A 13,716-nucleotide genomic window follows, 5' to 3' on the forward strand; every position below is an offset into this window, starting at 1 on the left:
GATATCACATGAATTTCGCGCAGTTGCGGGCCTTCAACGCGGTCGCCACCCACCGCACCTTCTCGAGCGCCGCCCAGGCTTTGGGCGTCACCCAGTCGGCGATCACCCAGAACATCAAGTCGCTGGAGGAGAGCGTCGGCGCCAGCCTGTTCACCCGCACCGGCGCCGGCATCGAGCTCACCGCGAGCGCCTATGATCTCCTGCCGCGGGTGCGCGAAGTGGTGCTGGCGCTCGAGGATCTGGGTGCGCGCATGAGCAAGACGCGCGACCTGCGCCTCGGCCATTTGTCGATCGGCCTGTGCGCTCCCTATGTCGCTATGCCGATCTTCGAGCGCTTCTCGGCAAGCTATCCGGGTGTCACGCTCAATGTCAGGCTCGGCAATTCATCCAGCCTGCTCGACCTCGTCGCCCAGCATGATGTCGACGTCGCGGTCGTCACATTGCTCGAGCCCAGCGACGACTTCGTGTGCGAGAAGCTCGTCGACCAGCAGGTGATGATCGTCGTGCACCCGTCGCATCCCTGGTGGCGCAGGGATCGCGTCAATGTGGCCGAGCTCGCCGGTCAGCCTTTCATCCTGCGCGAGGTGGGATCGATGACGCGACAGATTTTCGAGCGTGTGATGGCAAGGCACGGCGTTGCGATCACGACGCGCCTCGTCCTCGGCAGCCGCGAGGCGGTGAAGGAAGCGGTGGCGGCAGGTCTCGGCATCGGCATCGTTCTCAGCCAGGAGATCGGCCAGGATCCACGCGTCCGGGGCATGGCGATCGCCGACGACGGTGTGACGGCCGGCGAATATCTCGTCACCCTGGCACGCAACCGCGAGCGCGGTGTCATCCGCGAGTTCTTCGCAATCGCCGGCGGCGTGGAAACCTGACCGGCCTGATCTTACGGGACGATGACGGTCAGATAGGGAGCCGTCGGCTTCTCCGCATCGCCGCTGATCGCCGGCGCCTGGTGACGGATGGGCTTCAGGCTCTGGAGATAGGCCGCCAGCGCATAGGCGTCTTCATCGGTCAGTCGCCCATAATGCTTGTAGGGCATTGCGGGTGCCAGAATGCGGCCATCGGGCCGCTCGCCGGTGCGCACCGCCTTGACGATATCGTCGGCGCTCCATGAGCCGAGCCCGGTTTCGTGATCGGGCGTCAGATTGGGCGGATAGAAGATGCCAAGGCCTGGAATCTGGAATCCGACTTCCGAGCCGGCCAGATAGCGCTCGGGATCGGGCTTGCCGAGGAACACGCCAGTGGTGTGGCATCCGGCGCAATCCATGATCGTGGCGAGATACTCGCCGCGCTTCGCAGGCTCGTCAGCCGCGGCGGGAACCGTTGCGGTCAGGACGAGGCCGGTCAATCCGAGGATCATTGCAATCGCATTGCGCATGATGAAGGTTCTCCGTTGGAGTGTTGGACAATTTTGGGAAGGAAATGGACTCTAGCCTGTGCGCCGGGATGCCCTGGCCGCGTCGACCAGCGCGCGGATCGCCCACTGCTTGACCGCGCGGGCTTCTCTGTCGCTTGCTTGCAACACGTCCTTGAAGACGACGATGGCTTCCGGACCGACGATGAGGGCCAGCGCCTTCTGCAGCAGGTCGAAGGCGGCGGGATCGAAATCATTCTCGCAGGGCTTGAGCGCCGCCTCGATCAGCGGCGTGCGGCGGTTCTGGCGGGGAGGGATGTCGCTCTCGCCGCCGCCTTTGACGGCCCGTTGCAGCGAATGCACCAGCATCATCCGCAACGAGGATTCATTGGAAAGGACGACGTCATGCAGCGCGGTGTCGACCTGCTGCAGGCGCTTGACCGGATCCGCCGATGACGTGCCGTGGAAAAGATCGTCGGCTTCCGGAATGGCGATATCGAAGGAGGCTTCGAGCAGAAGCGCTTCGACGCCGGGAAAATAGCGGTAGGCCGTCGCGCGCGACACCATGGCTTCATCGGCGATCTCTTCGAGACCGGGACTGCGTCCTTTTCTCATGAGGCGTGCCGCGGCTTGCAGCAGGTCCTTGCGGGTGCGTCGCCGCTGGTTGGCGCGGCCTGATCTTTCGCCATCCATCGTTTCATTCCTGGGGCAGCTGGCGCATGATGGCGGCGAGATCGACCCACACATTCTCGCGCTGGATGTCGCCCGAGCTGGTGAACTCGATGATATGGAGGAGCCGGAATTCGAGCGGCCGGTTACGGCCTTCTATTCCGAAGGGCCGGCCGGGAGCGCGGCCTTGCCAGAGCGATTCATCGACCAGGAAGCTTTTGCCGTAGAGCCGCTTGCGGCATGTGACGCGGCTTTCCGCGAGATCGGCGAACATCTGCTCGTAGAATGCGCGTGCATTGGCGCGGCCATGCGACGGCCCTGTGAGCCAGCCGACGACATCATGCTCGGCATCGGGCGCGAGAGTCGCCAGGACGCCGTCTATGTCGTCGCGGGCTTCGAAGCTGAAATGCTCGTCGACTTTCTGGTCCATTTCCAAGGGGGTCAGCATGGCTAATCCTCACTTAAGGTGAGACTGCCTTAATGAGACTCATGTCTTATGTCAATACTGAAATATCATAAAAGGACACGAAGCTCGCGCGTGGCGCGTGTCCGATTGAGATCAACCAGCTGATATTGCTCGGATAAGTCAGGAAAATCGCGCGGCGTCAGAATTCCGGATTGTCCTGCAGATTGGTAACGACCCGCCGGTTCTGCGCCTTGCATTCGATCTCTGGGCAGTCGTCGCCGATCTTCTCGCGGCCATAGCCCTTGGCCAGCATGCGCTCAGGGCCGATACCCATCGAAGCGAGATAGCTCTTCACCGCATCGGCGCGCTTCTGCGAGAGCGCGGTCTGGGCTTGCGTGGAGCCCGGATCATCCGCCGAGCCCTGCAGCTTCACCTTCCAGTTGGGATACTGGTTCAGCCATTGCGCCTGCTTGTCGAGGGTGGCGCGCGCCGTGTCGTCGAGCGCCGCCGAGCCTTGCGTGAAGAAGGTGCGGCGTCCGACATTCACCATGAAGTCTTGCTCGCTGCCCGGCACGGCATTGATCGCGCCGGTCGACGTGCTCGTATCTTCCGTGAGGCCGGGGTTCTTGTTGCCCGAGCTCGTGCAGGCCGCAACGAGCAGAAGCAGAGCGACAGCGGTAATGCGTTTCATCATCGATCAATCCGACGGCAGCGAGTCGACTTCGGCGCTTTCATCGATCACCGGCGCGCCCAGATGCCGCAGCACGAGGACGCGGGTGCCGATCGGGCAACGCTGATAGAGGTCGATGACATCTTCGGGGAACATGCGCACGCAGCCCGATGAGACATTGGAGCCGATCGACCAGGGCTCCATCGTGCCATGCAGGCGATAGCCGAGATCCTTGCCATTGCGATGGAGATACAGGGCACGGGGGCCCAGCGGATTGTCGATCCCGCCATCGACATATTCGGGAAGATCGGGCTGGCGCTTGCGCATCTCGGGCGGCGGCACCCAGCGTGGCCACAGTGCCTTGCGGTCGATGCGGGCGCGGCCATACCAGCGGAAGCCGTCGCGCCCGACCCCCACCCCATAGCGCAGCGCCGTCTGGTTCTCGAAGACGACATAGAGGAAGTGATTGGACGCATCGACGACGACGCTGCCCAGAGGCTCGGTGCTCTGATAGGCGACCAGCTGCCGGCGCCACTTGTCCTTGATCTTCTTCCAGTTGGTCCGGCGATAGGTGTGACCGTTATCCTCCTGGGTGCCGGCGAAATATTTCATCGCCGAGCCGCTGAAGGTCTTGGAATAGGCATGCGCCTCGCCGGCCAGCCCGGCCGTGCCGATCGCCGCGAGCCCACCGATAAAATCCCTTCGGGTCAAAGACATGGCTAGAACCTCTCGAGACCCCTCTCGAATCCTCGGGCCACTCTACATGAACCGCAAATCTTGCCAATACGTTACGTCAGTTCAGGTGGACCGGGACCGGGGCGCCGTCAATAGATCGCCGGTTCCGCGACGGCGGCGCCGAAAGTGGTTTCGAGGAAGTCGAAATCGCAGCCTCTATGCGCTTGCGTCATGTGGCGGGCGGCCAGCCAGCCGAAGCCGCGCTCATAGCGGGGTGGCGGCGCCCGCCATTGCGCCCGCCTGGCCTGCAGCGTGTCTTCCGGCACCTTGAGCTCGATGCTGCGCCGCGCCACGTCGACTTCGATGATGTCGCTGTTCTGGACCAGCGCCAGCGGGCCGCCGACATAGGCTTCGGGCGAGACATGCAGCACGCAGGCGCCATAGCTCGTGCCCGACATGCGGGCATCGGATATGCGCAGCATGTCGCGCAGGCCGGCTTTGACCAGCTTCTTCGGGATGGGCAGCATGCCCCATTCCGGCATGCCGGGCCCGCCCAGGGGCCCGGCATTGCGCAGCACCATCACATGATCGGGCGTGACATCGAGATCGTCGCGCTCCACCTGCGCTTTCATCTCGGCATAGGAGTCGAAGACGATTGCCGGTCCCTGGTGCTTCAGGAAGCGCTGATCCGCGGCCGACGGCTTCATGACGCAGCCATGGGGCGCCAGGTTGCCGCGCAGCACCGCGGTGGCGCCTTCCTTGTAGATGGGCTGGTCGAGCGGCCGGATGACGTCCTCATTATATATGCCGGCATCGCGCGCCGTCTCGATGATCGACTTGCCCGTGACGGTGATCGCATTTTCATGGAAATGCGGGATGAGCCTTTTCAGCACCGCCTTGAGCCCGCCCGCATAGAAGAAGTCCTCCATGAGATAGGTCGTGCCCGACGGCCTGATATTGGCGATCACCGGAATGCGGCGCGACATGGCGTCGAACTCATCGAGCCCATAGGAAATGCCGGCGCGTCCCGCCATGGCGATGGCATGAATGATGGCGTTGGTCGATCCGCCGATCGCCATTTGCACCATGGTGGCGTGATCGAAGGCCTCGCGGGTGAGGATCCTGTCGGGTGTCAGATCCTCCCACACCATCTCGACCGCGCGCCGTCCGGAAGCCGCCGCCATGCGTTGATGCGCCGAATCGGCAGCGGGGATGGAGCTGGCGCCCGGCAAGGTCATGCCGAGCGCTTCGGCAAAGGCGGTCATCGTGCTCGCCGTACCCATGGTCATGCAATGGCCGTAGGAGCGCGCGATCCCGCCTTCCATGTCGCGCCAGTCGTCATCGCTGATCTGCCCGGCGCGCCTTTCGTCCCAGTATTTCCACACATCGGAGCCTGACCCGAGCAGCCCGCCCCGCCAATTGCCGCGCAGCATGGGCCCCGCCGGCACATAGATGGCGGGCAGGCCGGCGGAAGTGGCGCCCATGATGAGGGCCGGCGTGGTCTTGTCGCAGCCCCCCATCAGCACCACGCCGTCGATCGGATGGCTGCGGATCAGTTCCTCGCATTCGAGCGCCAGCAGGTTGCGGTAGAGCATGGTCGTCGGCTTGACGAAGGGTTCGCTCAGGCTGAGCGCCGGCAATTCGATCGGCATGCCGCCCACCTGCAATATGCCGCGTTTGACCCATTGCACCCGGTCGGGGAAATGCGCATGGCACGGATTGATGTCGGACCAGGTGTTGATGATGCCGATGATCGGCCGGTCCCAGTCGACCTTGTCATAGCCCATCTGATTGGCGCGCGAGCGATGGCCGAAGGCGCGGAGATCATCGACGCCGAACCAGCGGCGGCTGCGCAGCTCCGCCAGCGTCTTACGCTTTGCCATATTTATCTATCCCCTTAAAGCATGATACGGAAAAGTGGATACCGGTTTTCCGAAAAGATCATGCGCAAAAAAGCTGGAGCGTGATGACGACTCAAGGTGAAAATCATCACGCTCCGGCGTCATTTCATTTCACCGGCAGCGCATGCGAGCGCTTCACCTCGCCGAGCGCGAAGCTCGATTCGATCGAGGCGACGCCGTCGAGCCGCGTGAGCTTCTCCTTCAGGAACCGCTCATAGGCTTCGAGGTCGCTCACCACGATGCGCATCAGATAGTCGCGCTGTCCGGTCATGAGGAAACAGTCGACCACTTCCGGCCAGCGCCGGATCGCCTGGGCGAAACGGTCGAGTTCCTCCTCGCGCTGACGCTCAAGCTTGATCGAGGCGAAGACGCTGATCGGCAGGCCGACCTTGGATGGATCGATGACGGCGGCATAGCCCTTGATGATGCCCGCTTTTTCCAGGTTGCGCACCCGTCTGGCGCAAGGTGAGGCCGAAAGCCCCACTTTTTCGGCAAGCTCCTGGATGGCCAGGCGGCCATCGGCCTGCAGCGCGCGCAGGATTCTGAGGTCGATCTCGTCCAGTTTCGGCATTGGTGATTTTCACCATTTTCTCTCAATAGACAACAGAATAACGCCAATTCGAGGCGTATGATAAGCGAGAATTGGCAAAAACAGCCAGGCTGGATTTGCTAGGTTTCGGGCTCTCAGGAGCAGAGCAGACCATGGCCGACCCGCGAATTCCCATTCTTTCCGATCTCGAAAGCAAGGTCCTGTGGCTTGCCACCTGGATGATCCACAATGCCAATAATATCAGGCCCAAGACCGACGGGCTGAAGGTCGGCGGCCATCAGGCGTCCTCCGCTTCGCTCGCCACCATCATGACGGCGCTCTATTTCGCCATCCTGAAGCCTGAGGACCGGGTGGCGGTGAAGCCGCATGCGAGCCCCATCTTCCACGCCATCCAGTATCTGTTCGGCAATCAGTCGCGCGACAAGCTCGAAGATTTCCGCGGGTTTCATGGCGCCCAATCCTATCCCTCGCGCACCAAGGACACCGACGATGTCGATTTCTCCACCGGCTCGGTGGGGCTGGGCGTCGCGCAGACGCTGTTCTCGTCCCTGGTGCAGGATTATGTGCGCGCCAAGGGCTGGGGCACGGACCGGCCCGAGGGCCGCATGGTGGCGCTCATTGGCGATGCCGAGATGGATGAGGGCAACATCTTCGAGGCGCTGCTCGAAGGCTGGAAGCACGGCCTGCGCAACACCTGGTGGGTGGTCGACTACAACCGGCAGAGTCTCGATGCGGTGGTGCGCGAAGGCCTGTGGCAGCGTTTCGAATCCATCTTCCGCAATTTCGGCTGGGATGTCGTCATCCTCAAGCATGGCAGGCTTCAGGAAGAAGCCTTTGCCGAGCCGGGTGGCGAAGCCTTGCGGCAATGGATCGACAATTGTCCCAACCAGCTCTATTCGGCGCTGACCTTCCAGGGAGGTGCCGCCTGGCGCAAGCGCCTCATGGACGACATTGGCGATCAGGGCGATGTGTCGAAGCTGATCGAGCGCCGCTCCGATGGCGAGCTGGCGCGGCTCATGTCCAATCTCGGCGGCCATGACCTGCCTTCGCTGCTCGAGGCCTTCGAGGCGGCACAGAAGCATGACCGGCCGGTCTGCTTCATCGCCTATACGATCAAGGGCTTCGGCCTGCCGCTCGCCGGCCACAAGGACAATCACGCCGGCCTGATGACGACGGCGCAGACGGAGGAATTCCGTTCATCGCTCAAGCTGCGGCCGGGCCATGAATGGGATCTTTTCGAGGGATTGAAGACGCCGGTTCCCGTTCTTGCGGATTTCATCAAAGCCGCGCCGTTCAATGCGATGGGCCGGCGCCGCTTCACGGCATCTCGGCTCGACGTGCCGGCGGAAATCACGGCAACGCAGCCATCCACGCAATCGACGCAAGCGGGCTTCGGCCTTCTGATGAACGAGATCGGCAAGAGCGACAGCGCCCTCGCCCGCCGCATCGTCACCACCTCTCCCGATGTGACGGTGTCGACCAATCTCGGCGCCTGGGTCAATCGCCGTGGCCTCTTCGCCAAGACCGAAATGGCCGACACCTTCAAGAAGGAGCGCATCGCCTCGACCTTCGCCTGGGAATTCTCGCCCGAGGGCCAGCATTTCGAGCTCGGCATCGCCGAAATGAATCTCTTCATCATGCTCTCCGCGCTCGGCCTCTCGCATTCGCTCTTCGGCGAAAGATTGATCCCGATCGGCACGCTCTATGATCCCTTCATCGAGCGCGGCCTCGATGCCTTGAACTATGCCTGCTATCAGGATGCACGTTTCATCCTCGCCGCGACCCCGTCCGGCGTGACCCTGGCGCCGGAAGGCGGCGCCCATCAGTCGATCGCCACACCCTTGATCGGCATGGCGCAGGACGGGCTTGCCAGTTTCGAGCCGGCCTTTGTCGATGAGCTCGCCGTCATCTTGCGCTTTGCCTTCGACTACATCCAGCGCTCGGGCGAGGCCGAGGTCGACCAGGCGACATGGCTGCGCGATGCGGTGGGCGGCTCGGTCTATCTGCGCCTCTCGACCCGCCCGGTCGAGCAGCCGACGCGCGCCATGACGCCGGATCTCGCCGAGGCGATCGTCAATGGCGGCTACTGGATGCGAAAGCCCGGCCCCAATGCGCAAGTCATCGTCGCCTATACGGGTTGCCTCGCGCCGGAAGCGATCGAGGCCGTGGGGCTGATGGCGGAGGATCGGCGCGATGTCGGCTTGCTCGCCGTCACTTCGGCCGACCGGCTCAATGCCGGTTGGACCGCGGCGCAGCGCGCCCGCGAGCATGGTCTCGTCCATGCCAAGAGCCATATCGAGCGCCTGCTCGCCGAGGTGCCGTCGCATTGCGCGCTGGTCACGGTCATCGACGGCCATCCGGCGACGCTGGCCTGGCTGGGCTCGGTCCATGGCCATCGCACCCGCTCGCTGGGTGTCGAGCATTTCGGCCAGACCGGCACGATCGCCGACCTCTATCGTCACTATGGCATCGATGCGAATGGCATCGTGCAGGCCGCCCAGGCCATCACGCCCGGCCGGCCGATCCGCCAGCTCAAGCTCATGAGCTGAGAGAAATCCATTTATAATGAGATGGTTAGCTCAGCTACGGTGAGCTTCACCGATTCTTCTTGCCAAGTCATAGGATGATCATATGATCCCTTGCCTACGGGGCAGGTCGCCGTCCCATAGGCCGGAGGATGCATGAAGCCGCGCTCGCCCATCATGGGCTCCCTGGACGCCTTGCCTCTGCGCGTCGCCACCGTGCTGGCGCGCGAGATCGAGCAGGGCGAGCTTCAGCCCGGCAGCCGCCTGCCGACCGAGCCGCAAATGGCCGAGCGTTTCGGCGTCAGCCGCAATGTGGTGCGCGAGGCGATCGCGCAATTGCGCGCCGACGGCATGGTCGAGGCGCGCCAGGGTGTCGGCGCCTTCGTGCTGGCGCCCGAGCAGCGCGCCGCCATCCGCATCGACCGCGAGGCGCTGAAGACCGGCGACAATATGGAACGGCTTTTCGAGCTTCGCCGCATCCTTGAAGTCGAATCGGCGGCGCTCGCGGCCGCGCGGCGCGATGAGACGCATCTTGCGGCGATCAAGGCGGCGCTTGACCGCATGAGTGGCGAGGAGCGCTGGCAGGATGGCAGCATCGAGGCCGATCTCCTCTTCCACCGCGAGATCGCGCGCGCCACCGGCAATGGCTATATCCACACTTTCATTTCCTTCATCTGCGAGCAGATCCGCCAGACGATCCATTATGCCCGCCTTACCAATCCTCTGCATGGCCTGGTCGAGGTCAATGTGGCTGAGCATGTGCGCATCTATGAGATGCTGGTGGCGGGCGATCCCGCGGGTGCCGGCGAAGCGATGCGCCGTCATATCACCGGGGCGGCCGAACGCGTCGGTATCATTCTGCCGGGGGCGAAATAGCCATGTCGCTCGGCCCGATCCATAAGATCAGCGACATCTGCCTGCTCGTCGAGGACATCGAGCGCACGGTCGACTTCTATGTCGGCAAGCTCGGCTTCCGCTTGCGCCGTCGCGCCGAGGGCTTTGCCGATTTCCACAGCGAAGGCGTGACGCTCGCCGCCTGGGAGCTTGACCACATCAACCGGCACACTGGCGTCTCCCATGCGCGCTCGCCCAGGACGGCGCACAAAGCCTGCATCGCCGTGCAGCTGTCTTCGCCGGAAGAGATCGACCGGTTCCATCGCGATCTGTCGGCGAAGGGCGTCACCTTCTATGGCCCGCCGGCCGATTATGTCTGGAATGCGCGCTGCGCCTATTTCACCGATCCCGACGGCACGCTGTGGGAGCTCTATGCCTGGCTCGCCGGCGGTCCTGGTGACTGTCACACCGAAACAACATGAAGGGCGCGAATGCGATGCCCTCAACAGAGGAGGAAGTGCAGATGACGAGGGCCTATGGACTGAACCGGCGAAATTTCATCAAGGCCGGCTTTGCCGCCGCGGCGCCTGGCTTGGGCCTCATGCTCACGCCGGGAGCGCGCGCCGAAGGCAAGGTGGTGATCCAGTATGACTGGCTGATGTCCAACGGCCAGATTGGCGACATCATCGCGGCCGCCAATGGCTATTTCAAGGAAGCGGGCCTCGATGTCACCTTCAGCCCGGGCGGCCCCAATGCCGCGACCGTGCCGCCGGTCATTTCGGGCGCCGCATCGCTCGGCCAGTTCTCCGAGACACCGCAGCTCTATGCCGCGCGCGCCTCGGGCGTGCCGGTCAGGATCATCGCTTGCGGCTTCCGCACCAGCCCCTATGCCTACACGTCGAAACCCTCCAACCCGATCCGTTCGGCCGCCGACCTCAAGGGCAAGAAGATCGGCGTGCAGCCCACCGCGCGCTTCGTCATCGACGAGATACTGGCCAAGAACGCCATCGATCCCTCCGAGGTCACCATCGTCAATGTCGGCTTCGACAAGGCGCCTCTGGTGCGGGGCGATGTCGATGCCATTGGCGGCTGGATCACCAACACGCAGGCTCTGAGCGTGGTCGGCGATGACCGCATCGATCTTCTGGTGCGCGATCTGGGCTTGAGCTCCTATGCCAATGTCTATTTCGCCACCGATGCGGCCATCGAGCAGAATGCCGAAATGCTGACGAAGTTCATCAGCGCCGTCGGCAAGGGCTGGGCCTTCGTCCATGCCAATCCGCAGGACGCAGTGAAGAAGATGGTCGAAACCTACCCCGAGCTCGATCTCGGCTGGGAGCAGAAGACCATCGACCTGATCCTGAAGCTGAGCTTCGATGCGACGACCGCCAAGGATGGCTGGGGCACGTTCGACGCCGCTTCCGTCGAGGAGCAGCTGGCGCTGCTCGACAAGGTCGGCCAGTTCCCCAATGGCAAGCCGGCCGCCGCCGATTGCTATTCGACCAGGATCCTCGAAGCGACCGCGGCCGATCGCCCGAAGCTCTGATCGCTCATGGCGCGGGCCGTCGAAGCGCAGGCGCTGGATGTCGGCTACGCCGCCGGCAGCACGGTCATTGCCGGTCTCGATCTTGCGATCGAGGCCGGGACCTTCCTGTCCATCCTGGGGCCTTCGGGCTGCGGCAAGTCCACTTTCCTGCGCGTCGTCGCCGACCTGCTGGAGCCGCTGCGCGGAACGATCAAGGTCCTGGGTGATGATCCGCATGAAGTGCGCCAGCGCCGCGATGTCGGCTTCGTCTTCCAGGATTCCACCTTGCTGCCCTGGCGCACGGTGCGCGACAATATCCGGCTGCCGCTCGCCATTGGCCAGTCGCGCCTGACCCGCAGGATCGACGACAGGACCGATGAATTGCTCGATATGATGGGGATAGCACCCTTCGCCTTGCGCTATCCGCACCAGCTCTCGGGCGGCCAGCGCCAGCGTGTCGCGATCGCGCGCGCTCTTCTGGGCGAGCCGAAGCTTCTGCTGATGGATGAGCCCTTCGGCGCGCTCGACGAGATCACGCGCGACCGGCTCAATGACGAGCTGCTCAATCTGTGGCGGCGCAGCGGGGCCACCATCCTCTTCGTCACCCATTCGATTGCCGAGGCCGTCTATCTCGGCAGCCGCATCATCGTGCTCACCGCCAATCCCGGCCGCATCCGCAAGGATGTCGATCTGCGGCCGCTCAAAGGGGACGGCAATCGCTGCTCGCGCGAAGATCCGAAGATCGTCGCCATGATGGCCGAGATGCGCAGCGCGCTTGAGGCCGCGTCATGAGCGAGCCGAGGCTCACAGCACTGCTGCAGGCCATTCTCTATCCGCTCTTCGGCGCGGCCTCGCTGATCCTGGCCTGGCAGTTCCTGCTGCCGGCGCTTGGCGTGCCCGCCTATATCGTGCCGACGCCGACCGCCATTCTCGCGATCTTCGCCAAAAGCGGCGCGCTGCTCCTGTCCAATCTCTGGCCCACCGCCATCGAGGCGCTGGCGGGCTTCGTCATCGGCAACCTTGCCGCCGTGATCCTGGCGATCGTTTTCGTCCATAGCCGCTTCCTGCAGGCGGCCTATTTCCCGGTGGTGCTGTTCTTCAACACCATACCGGTCCTGGCATTGGCGCCGATCATCATATTGATCTTCGGCCTCGGCATGACGCCCAAGATCGTCATCGCCGCGGTGATCTGCTTCTTTCCCACCCTCGTCAACATGATCCGGGGCCTGGGCTCGGCGAGCGCCAATGAGCATGAGCTCTTCCGCGTCCTTTCGGCGACGCCCTGGGAAGTGCTCTGGCGGCTGCGCTTTCCGCGTGCTCTGCCGATGCTGTTCTCTTCGCTGAGGATCGCCTCCGCCACCGCGGTCATCGGCGCCATTGTCGGCGAATGGATCGGCTCAGACAAAGGGCTGGGCGCTCTCATCATCCAGGCCACCTTCAACTACCAGTCCGACCGCCTCTATGCCGCGATCGTTCTCTCATCGGTGCTGTCGATCAGCTTGTTCGTGATCGTCGTGGCGCTGGAGCGCCGTTTCGTGCGCTATTGATCCTATCTCACCGCGCCGGCACACCTGTGTTGACGCAGCAGGATTTGCGCACGATCAGATCGGCCTGCAGCACAATGCGGCGGCTGCGATTGCCGGCCTTGCCGGAGATGCGCTCGAACAGCAGCTGCGCGCCGAGGCTGCCGAAAGTCTCGCCCGGCTGATCGACCACGGTGAGAAAGGGCGAGAGCACCGCCAGATGCTCGACATCATCGAAGCAGACGAGGCCGATATCCTCAGGCACCGAGATGCCGCGTTCGCGCAGCGCCTGCATGGCGCCGAGCGCCGTCATATTGTTCACCGTGAAGATCGCTGTCGGCAGTGGATCGAGCTCGAGCATCAATTGTGCCGCGCGATAGCCGCCCATGCGGTCGGTCGTCGTCGGGAAGATCAGGTCGTCGGATGCGGGAATGCCGGAGGTCGCCAGTCCCTGGCGATAGCCTTCGAGACGGTCGCGCCCGGTCGACACATCGTCCGAATCGGTGAAATGCGCGATGCGCCGATGGCCGACCGCGATCAGATGCTCGGTGAGCTTCTTGGCGCCGGCAACATTGTCGCTGATCACGATGTCGCAATCCGTCTCGGGCACCGCGCGGTCGAGAAGGACGAGGGGAAAGCCGCCCTTGAGAAGAGGCAGCAGGGCAAGACGTGAGTGGTCGCCGGCCGGCGCCAGCAGCAGACCCTCGACCCGATGTGACACGAGGTCTTCGATATATTCACGCTCAAGCCGGAGATCGCCCTCGCTGTTGCACAGAAGCACGCGGTAGCCGGCCTTGCGCGCCGTCGTCTCGGCGCCGCGCACCACGGGCGCGAAGAAGGGATTGACGACGTCGGGAACGATGAGGCCGATGGTCTTCGTCTGTTGCGAGACCAGGCTGCGCGCCAGCCGGTTGGGAATGTAGTGGAGCGCCAGGATCGCCTCTTCGACCCGGCGCTGCGTCTCGGCATCGACGCCGCTGCTGCCATTGACCACGCGCGACACGGTCATTGCCGATACGCCGGCTTTCTGGGCCACGTCGCGAAGGGTTACGGGCATGGAAGTCTTTCGATGTTAGCGTAC

At 63.6% G+C, this 13,716-nt stretch carries 15 protein-coding genes; 7 read left to right on the forward strand and 8 right to left on the reverse strand.

Translation table 11 applies throughout. The annotated features are described in order from the left end of the window. The first annotated feature begins 8 nt into the window (after positions 1 to 8). On the forward strand, positions 9 to 875 hold the full coding sequence (locus tag DT068_RS03495; RefSeq protein WP_119388401.1) for a LysR substrate-binding domain-containing protein: 867 nt from the start codon (positions 9 to 11) through the stop codon (positions 873 to 875). Between the two features lie 11 nt (positions 876 to 886). Here DT068_RS03495 and DT068_RS03500 read toward each other — a convergent pair whose 3' ends face one another. The 7 genes from DT068_RS03500 to DT068_RS03530 form a co-directional block, all read right to left on the reverse strand. Further along, on the reverse strand, positions 887 to 1,381 hold the full coding sequence (locus DT068_RS03500; protein WP_119388402.1) for a c-type cytochrome: 495 nt from the start codon (positions 1,379 to 1,381) through the stop codon (positions 887 to 889). A gap of 51 nt (positions 1,382 to 1,432) precedes the next feature. Next, a complete protein-coding gene (locus DT068_RS03505; protein ID WP_119388403.1) occupies positions 1,433 to 2,050 on the reverse strand; it encodes a TetR/AcrR family transcriptional regulator in 618 nt (205 codons plus the stop codon). A gap of 4 nt (positions 2,051 to 2,054) precedes the next feature. Next, entirely contained in the window at positions 2,055 to 2,474 is a 420-nt protein-coding gene (locus DT068_RS03510) for an ester cyclase (RefSeq protein ID WP_119388404.1), read from the reverse strand. A gap of 157 nt (positions 2,475 to 2,631) precedes the next feature. Further along, positions 2,632 to 3,126, reverse strand: a complete 495-nt coding sequence (locus tag DT068_RS03515; protein ID WP_119388405.1) for an OmpA family protein — start codon at positions 3,124 to 3,126, stop codon at positions 2,632 to 2,634. Between the two features lie 3 nt (positions 3,127 to 3,129). After that, positions 3,130 to 3,819: a L,D-transpeptidase gene (locus DT068_RS03520; protein ID WP_119388406.1), complete on the reverse strand. Its 690-nt coding sequence runs from the start codon at positions 3,817 to 3,819 to the stop codon at positions 3,130 to 3,132. A 107-nt stretch (positions 3,820 to 3,926) separates the two neighbouring features. Further along, a complete protein-coding gene (gene araD / locus DT068_RS03525; RefSeq protein ID WP_119388407.1) occupies positions 3,927 to 5,660 on the reverse strand; it encodes an L-arabinonate dehydratase in 1,734 nt (577 codons plus the stop codon). A 124-nt stretch (positions 5,661 to 5,784) separates the two neighbouring features. Beyond that, positions 5,785 to 6,249 carry an Lrp/AsnC family transcriptional regulator gene (locus DT068_RS03530; protein ID WP_119388408.1) on the reverse strand — a complete coding sequence of 155 codons (465 nt, stop codon included), beginning with the start codon at positions 6,247 to 6,249 and terminating at the stop codon, positions 5,785 to 5,787. Positions 6,250 to 6,380: 131 nt separating this feature from the next. Here DT068_RS03530 and DT068_RS03535 point away from each other — a divergent pair, with 131 nt between their 5' ends. The 6 genes from DT068_RS03535 (at position 6,381) to DT068_RS03560 (ending at position 12,659) form a co-directional block, all read left to right on the forward strand. Beyond that, entirely contained in the window at positions 6,381 to 8,777 is a 2,397-nt protein-coding gene (locus DT068_RS03535) for a thiamine pyrophosphate-binding protein (protein ID WP_119388409.1), read from the forward strand. Positions 8,778 to 8,909: 132 nt separating this feature from the next. Continuing rightward, on the forward strand, positions 8,910 to 9,629 hold the full coding sequence (locus tag DT068_RS03540; protein ID WP_119388410.1) for a FadR/GntR family transcriptional regulator: 720 nt from the start codon (positions 8,910 to 8,912) through the stop codon (positions 9,627 to 9,629). 2 nt (positions 9,630 to 9,631) lie between these two features. After that, complete coding sequence (locus DT068_RS03545) at positions 9,632 to 10,069, forward strand: VOC family protein (protein ID WP_368904403.1); 438 nt, start codon at positions 9,632 to 9,634, stop codon at positions 10,067 to 10,069. A 41-nt stretch (positions 10,070 to 10,110) separates the two neighbouring features. After that, positions 10,111 to 11,133: an ABC transporter substrate-binding protein gene (locus DT068_RS03550; protein ID WP_368904404.1), complete on the forward strand. Its 1,023-nt coding sequence runs from the start codon at positions 10,111 to 10,113 to the stop codon at positions 11,131 to 11,133. A gap of 6 nt (positions 11,134 to 11,139) precedes the next feature. Beyond that, entirely contained in the window at positions 11,140 to 11,904 is a 765-nt protein-coding gene (locus DT068_RS03555; protein ID WP_119388412.1) for an ABC transporter ATP-binding protein, read from the forward strand. Next, positions 11,901 to 12,659 carry an ABC transporter permease gene (locus tag DT068_RS03560; protein ID WP_119388413.1) on the forward strand — a complete coding sequence of 253 codons (759 nt, stop codon included), beginning with the start codon at positions 11,901 to 11,903 and terminating at the stop codon, positions 12,657 to 12,659. The genes DT068_RS03555 and DT068_RS03560 overlap by 4 nt, the downstream gene beginning before the upstream one ends. Before the next feature lie 7 nt (positions 12,660 to 12,666). On the opposite strand, the gene DT068_RS03565 is transcribed toward DT068_RS03560, so the two are convergent. Then, on the reverse strand, positions 12,667 to 13,692 hold the full coding sequence (locus tag DT068_RS03565) for a LacI family DNA-binding transcriptional regulator (RefSeq protein WP_119388414.1): 1,026 nt from the start codon (positions 13,690 to 13,692) through the stop codon (positions 12,667 to 12,669). Between the last annotated feature and the right edge of the window lie 24 nt (positions 13,693 to 13,716).

The sequence above is a fragment of the Taklimakanibacter lacteus genome (genome assembly GCA_003576695.1).
Lineage (GTDB): Bacteria > Pseudomonadota > Alphaproteobacteria > Rhizobiales > Aestuariivirgaceae > Taklimakanibacter > Taklimakanibacter lacteus.

Excerpts from the sequence above, each read along its gene's own strand:
- DT068_RS03495 (WP_119388401.1), top strand. The coding sequence starts at position 9 with ATGAATTTCGCGCAGTTGCGGGCCTTCAACGCGGTCGCCACCCACCGC.
- DT068_RS03500 (WP_119388402.1), bottom strand. The coding sequence starts at position 1,381 with ATGCGCAATGCGATTGCAATGATCCTCGGATTGACCGGCCTCGTCCTG.
- DT068_RS03505 (WP_119388403.1), bottom strand. The coding sequence starts at position 2,050 with ATGGATGGCGAAAGATCAGGCCGCGCCAACCAGCGGCGACGCACCCGC.
- DT068_RS03510 (WP_119388404.1), bottom strand. The coding sequence starts at position 2,474 with ATGCTGACCCCCTTGGAAATGGACCAGAAAGTCGACGAGCATTTCAGC.
- DT068_RS03515 (WP_119388405.1), bottom strand. The coding sequence starts at position 3,126 with ATGATGAAACGCATTACCGCTGTCGCTCTGCTTCTGCTCGTTGCGGCC.
- DT068_RS03520 (WP_119388406.1), bottom strand. The coding sequence starts at position 3,819 with ATGTCTTTGACCCGAAGGGATTTTATCGGTGGGCTCGCGGCGATCGGC.
- araD (WP_119388407.1), bottom strand. The coding sequence starts at position 5,660 with ATGGCAAAGCGTAAGACGCTGGCGGAGCTGCGCAGCCGCCGCTGGTTC.
- DT068_RS03530 (WP_119388408.1), bottom strand. The coding sequence starts at position 6,249 with ATGCCGAAACTGGACGAGATCGACCTCAGAATCCTGCGCGCGCTGCAG.
- DT068_RS03535 (WP_119388409.1), top strand. The coding sequence starts at position 6,381 with ATGGCCGACCCGCGAATTCCCATTCTTTCCGATCTCGAAAGCAAGGTC.
- DT068_RS03540 (WP_119388410.1), top strand. The coding sequence starts at position 8,910 with ATGAAGCCGCGCTCGCCCATCATGGGCTCCCTGGACGCCTTGCCTCTG.
- DT068_RS03545 (WP_368904403.1), top strand. The coding sequence starts at position 9,632 with ATGTCGCTCGGCCCGATCCATAAGATCAGCGACATCTGCCTGCTCGTC.
- DT068_RS03550 (WP_368904404.1), top strand. The coding sequence starts at position 10,111 with ATGACGAGGGCCTATGGACTGAACCGGCGAAATTTCATCAAGGCCGGC.
- DT068_RS03555 (WP_119388412.1), top strand. The coding sequence starts at position 11,140 with ATGGCGCGGGCCGTCGAAGCGCAGGCGCTGGATGTCGGCTACGCCGCC.
- DT068_RS03560 (WP_119388413.1), top strand. The coding sequence starts at position 11,901 with ATGAGCGAGCCGAGGCTCACAGCACTGCTGCAGGCCATTCTCTATCCG.
- DT068_RS03565 (WP_119388414.1), bottom strand. The coding sequence starts at position 13,692 with ATGCCCGTAACCCTTCGCGACGTGGCCCAGAAAGCCGGCGTATCGGCA.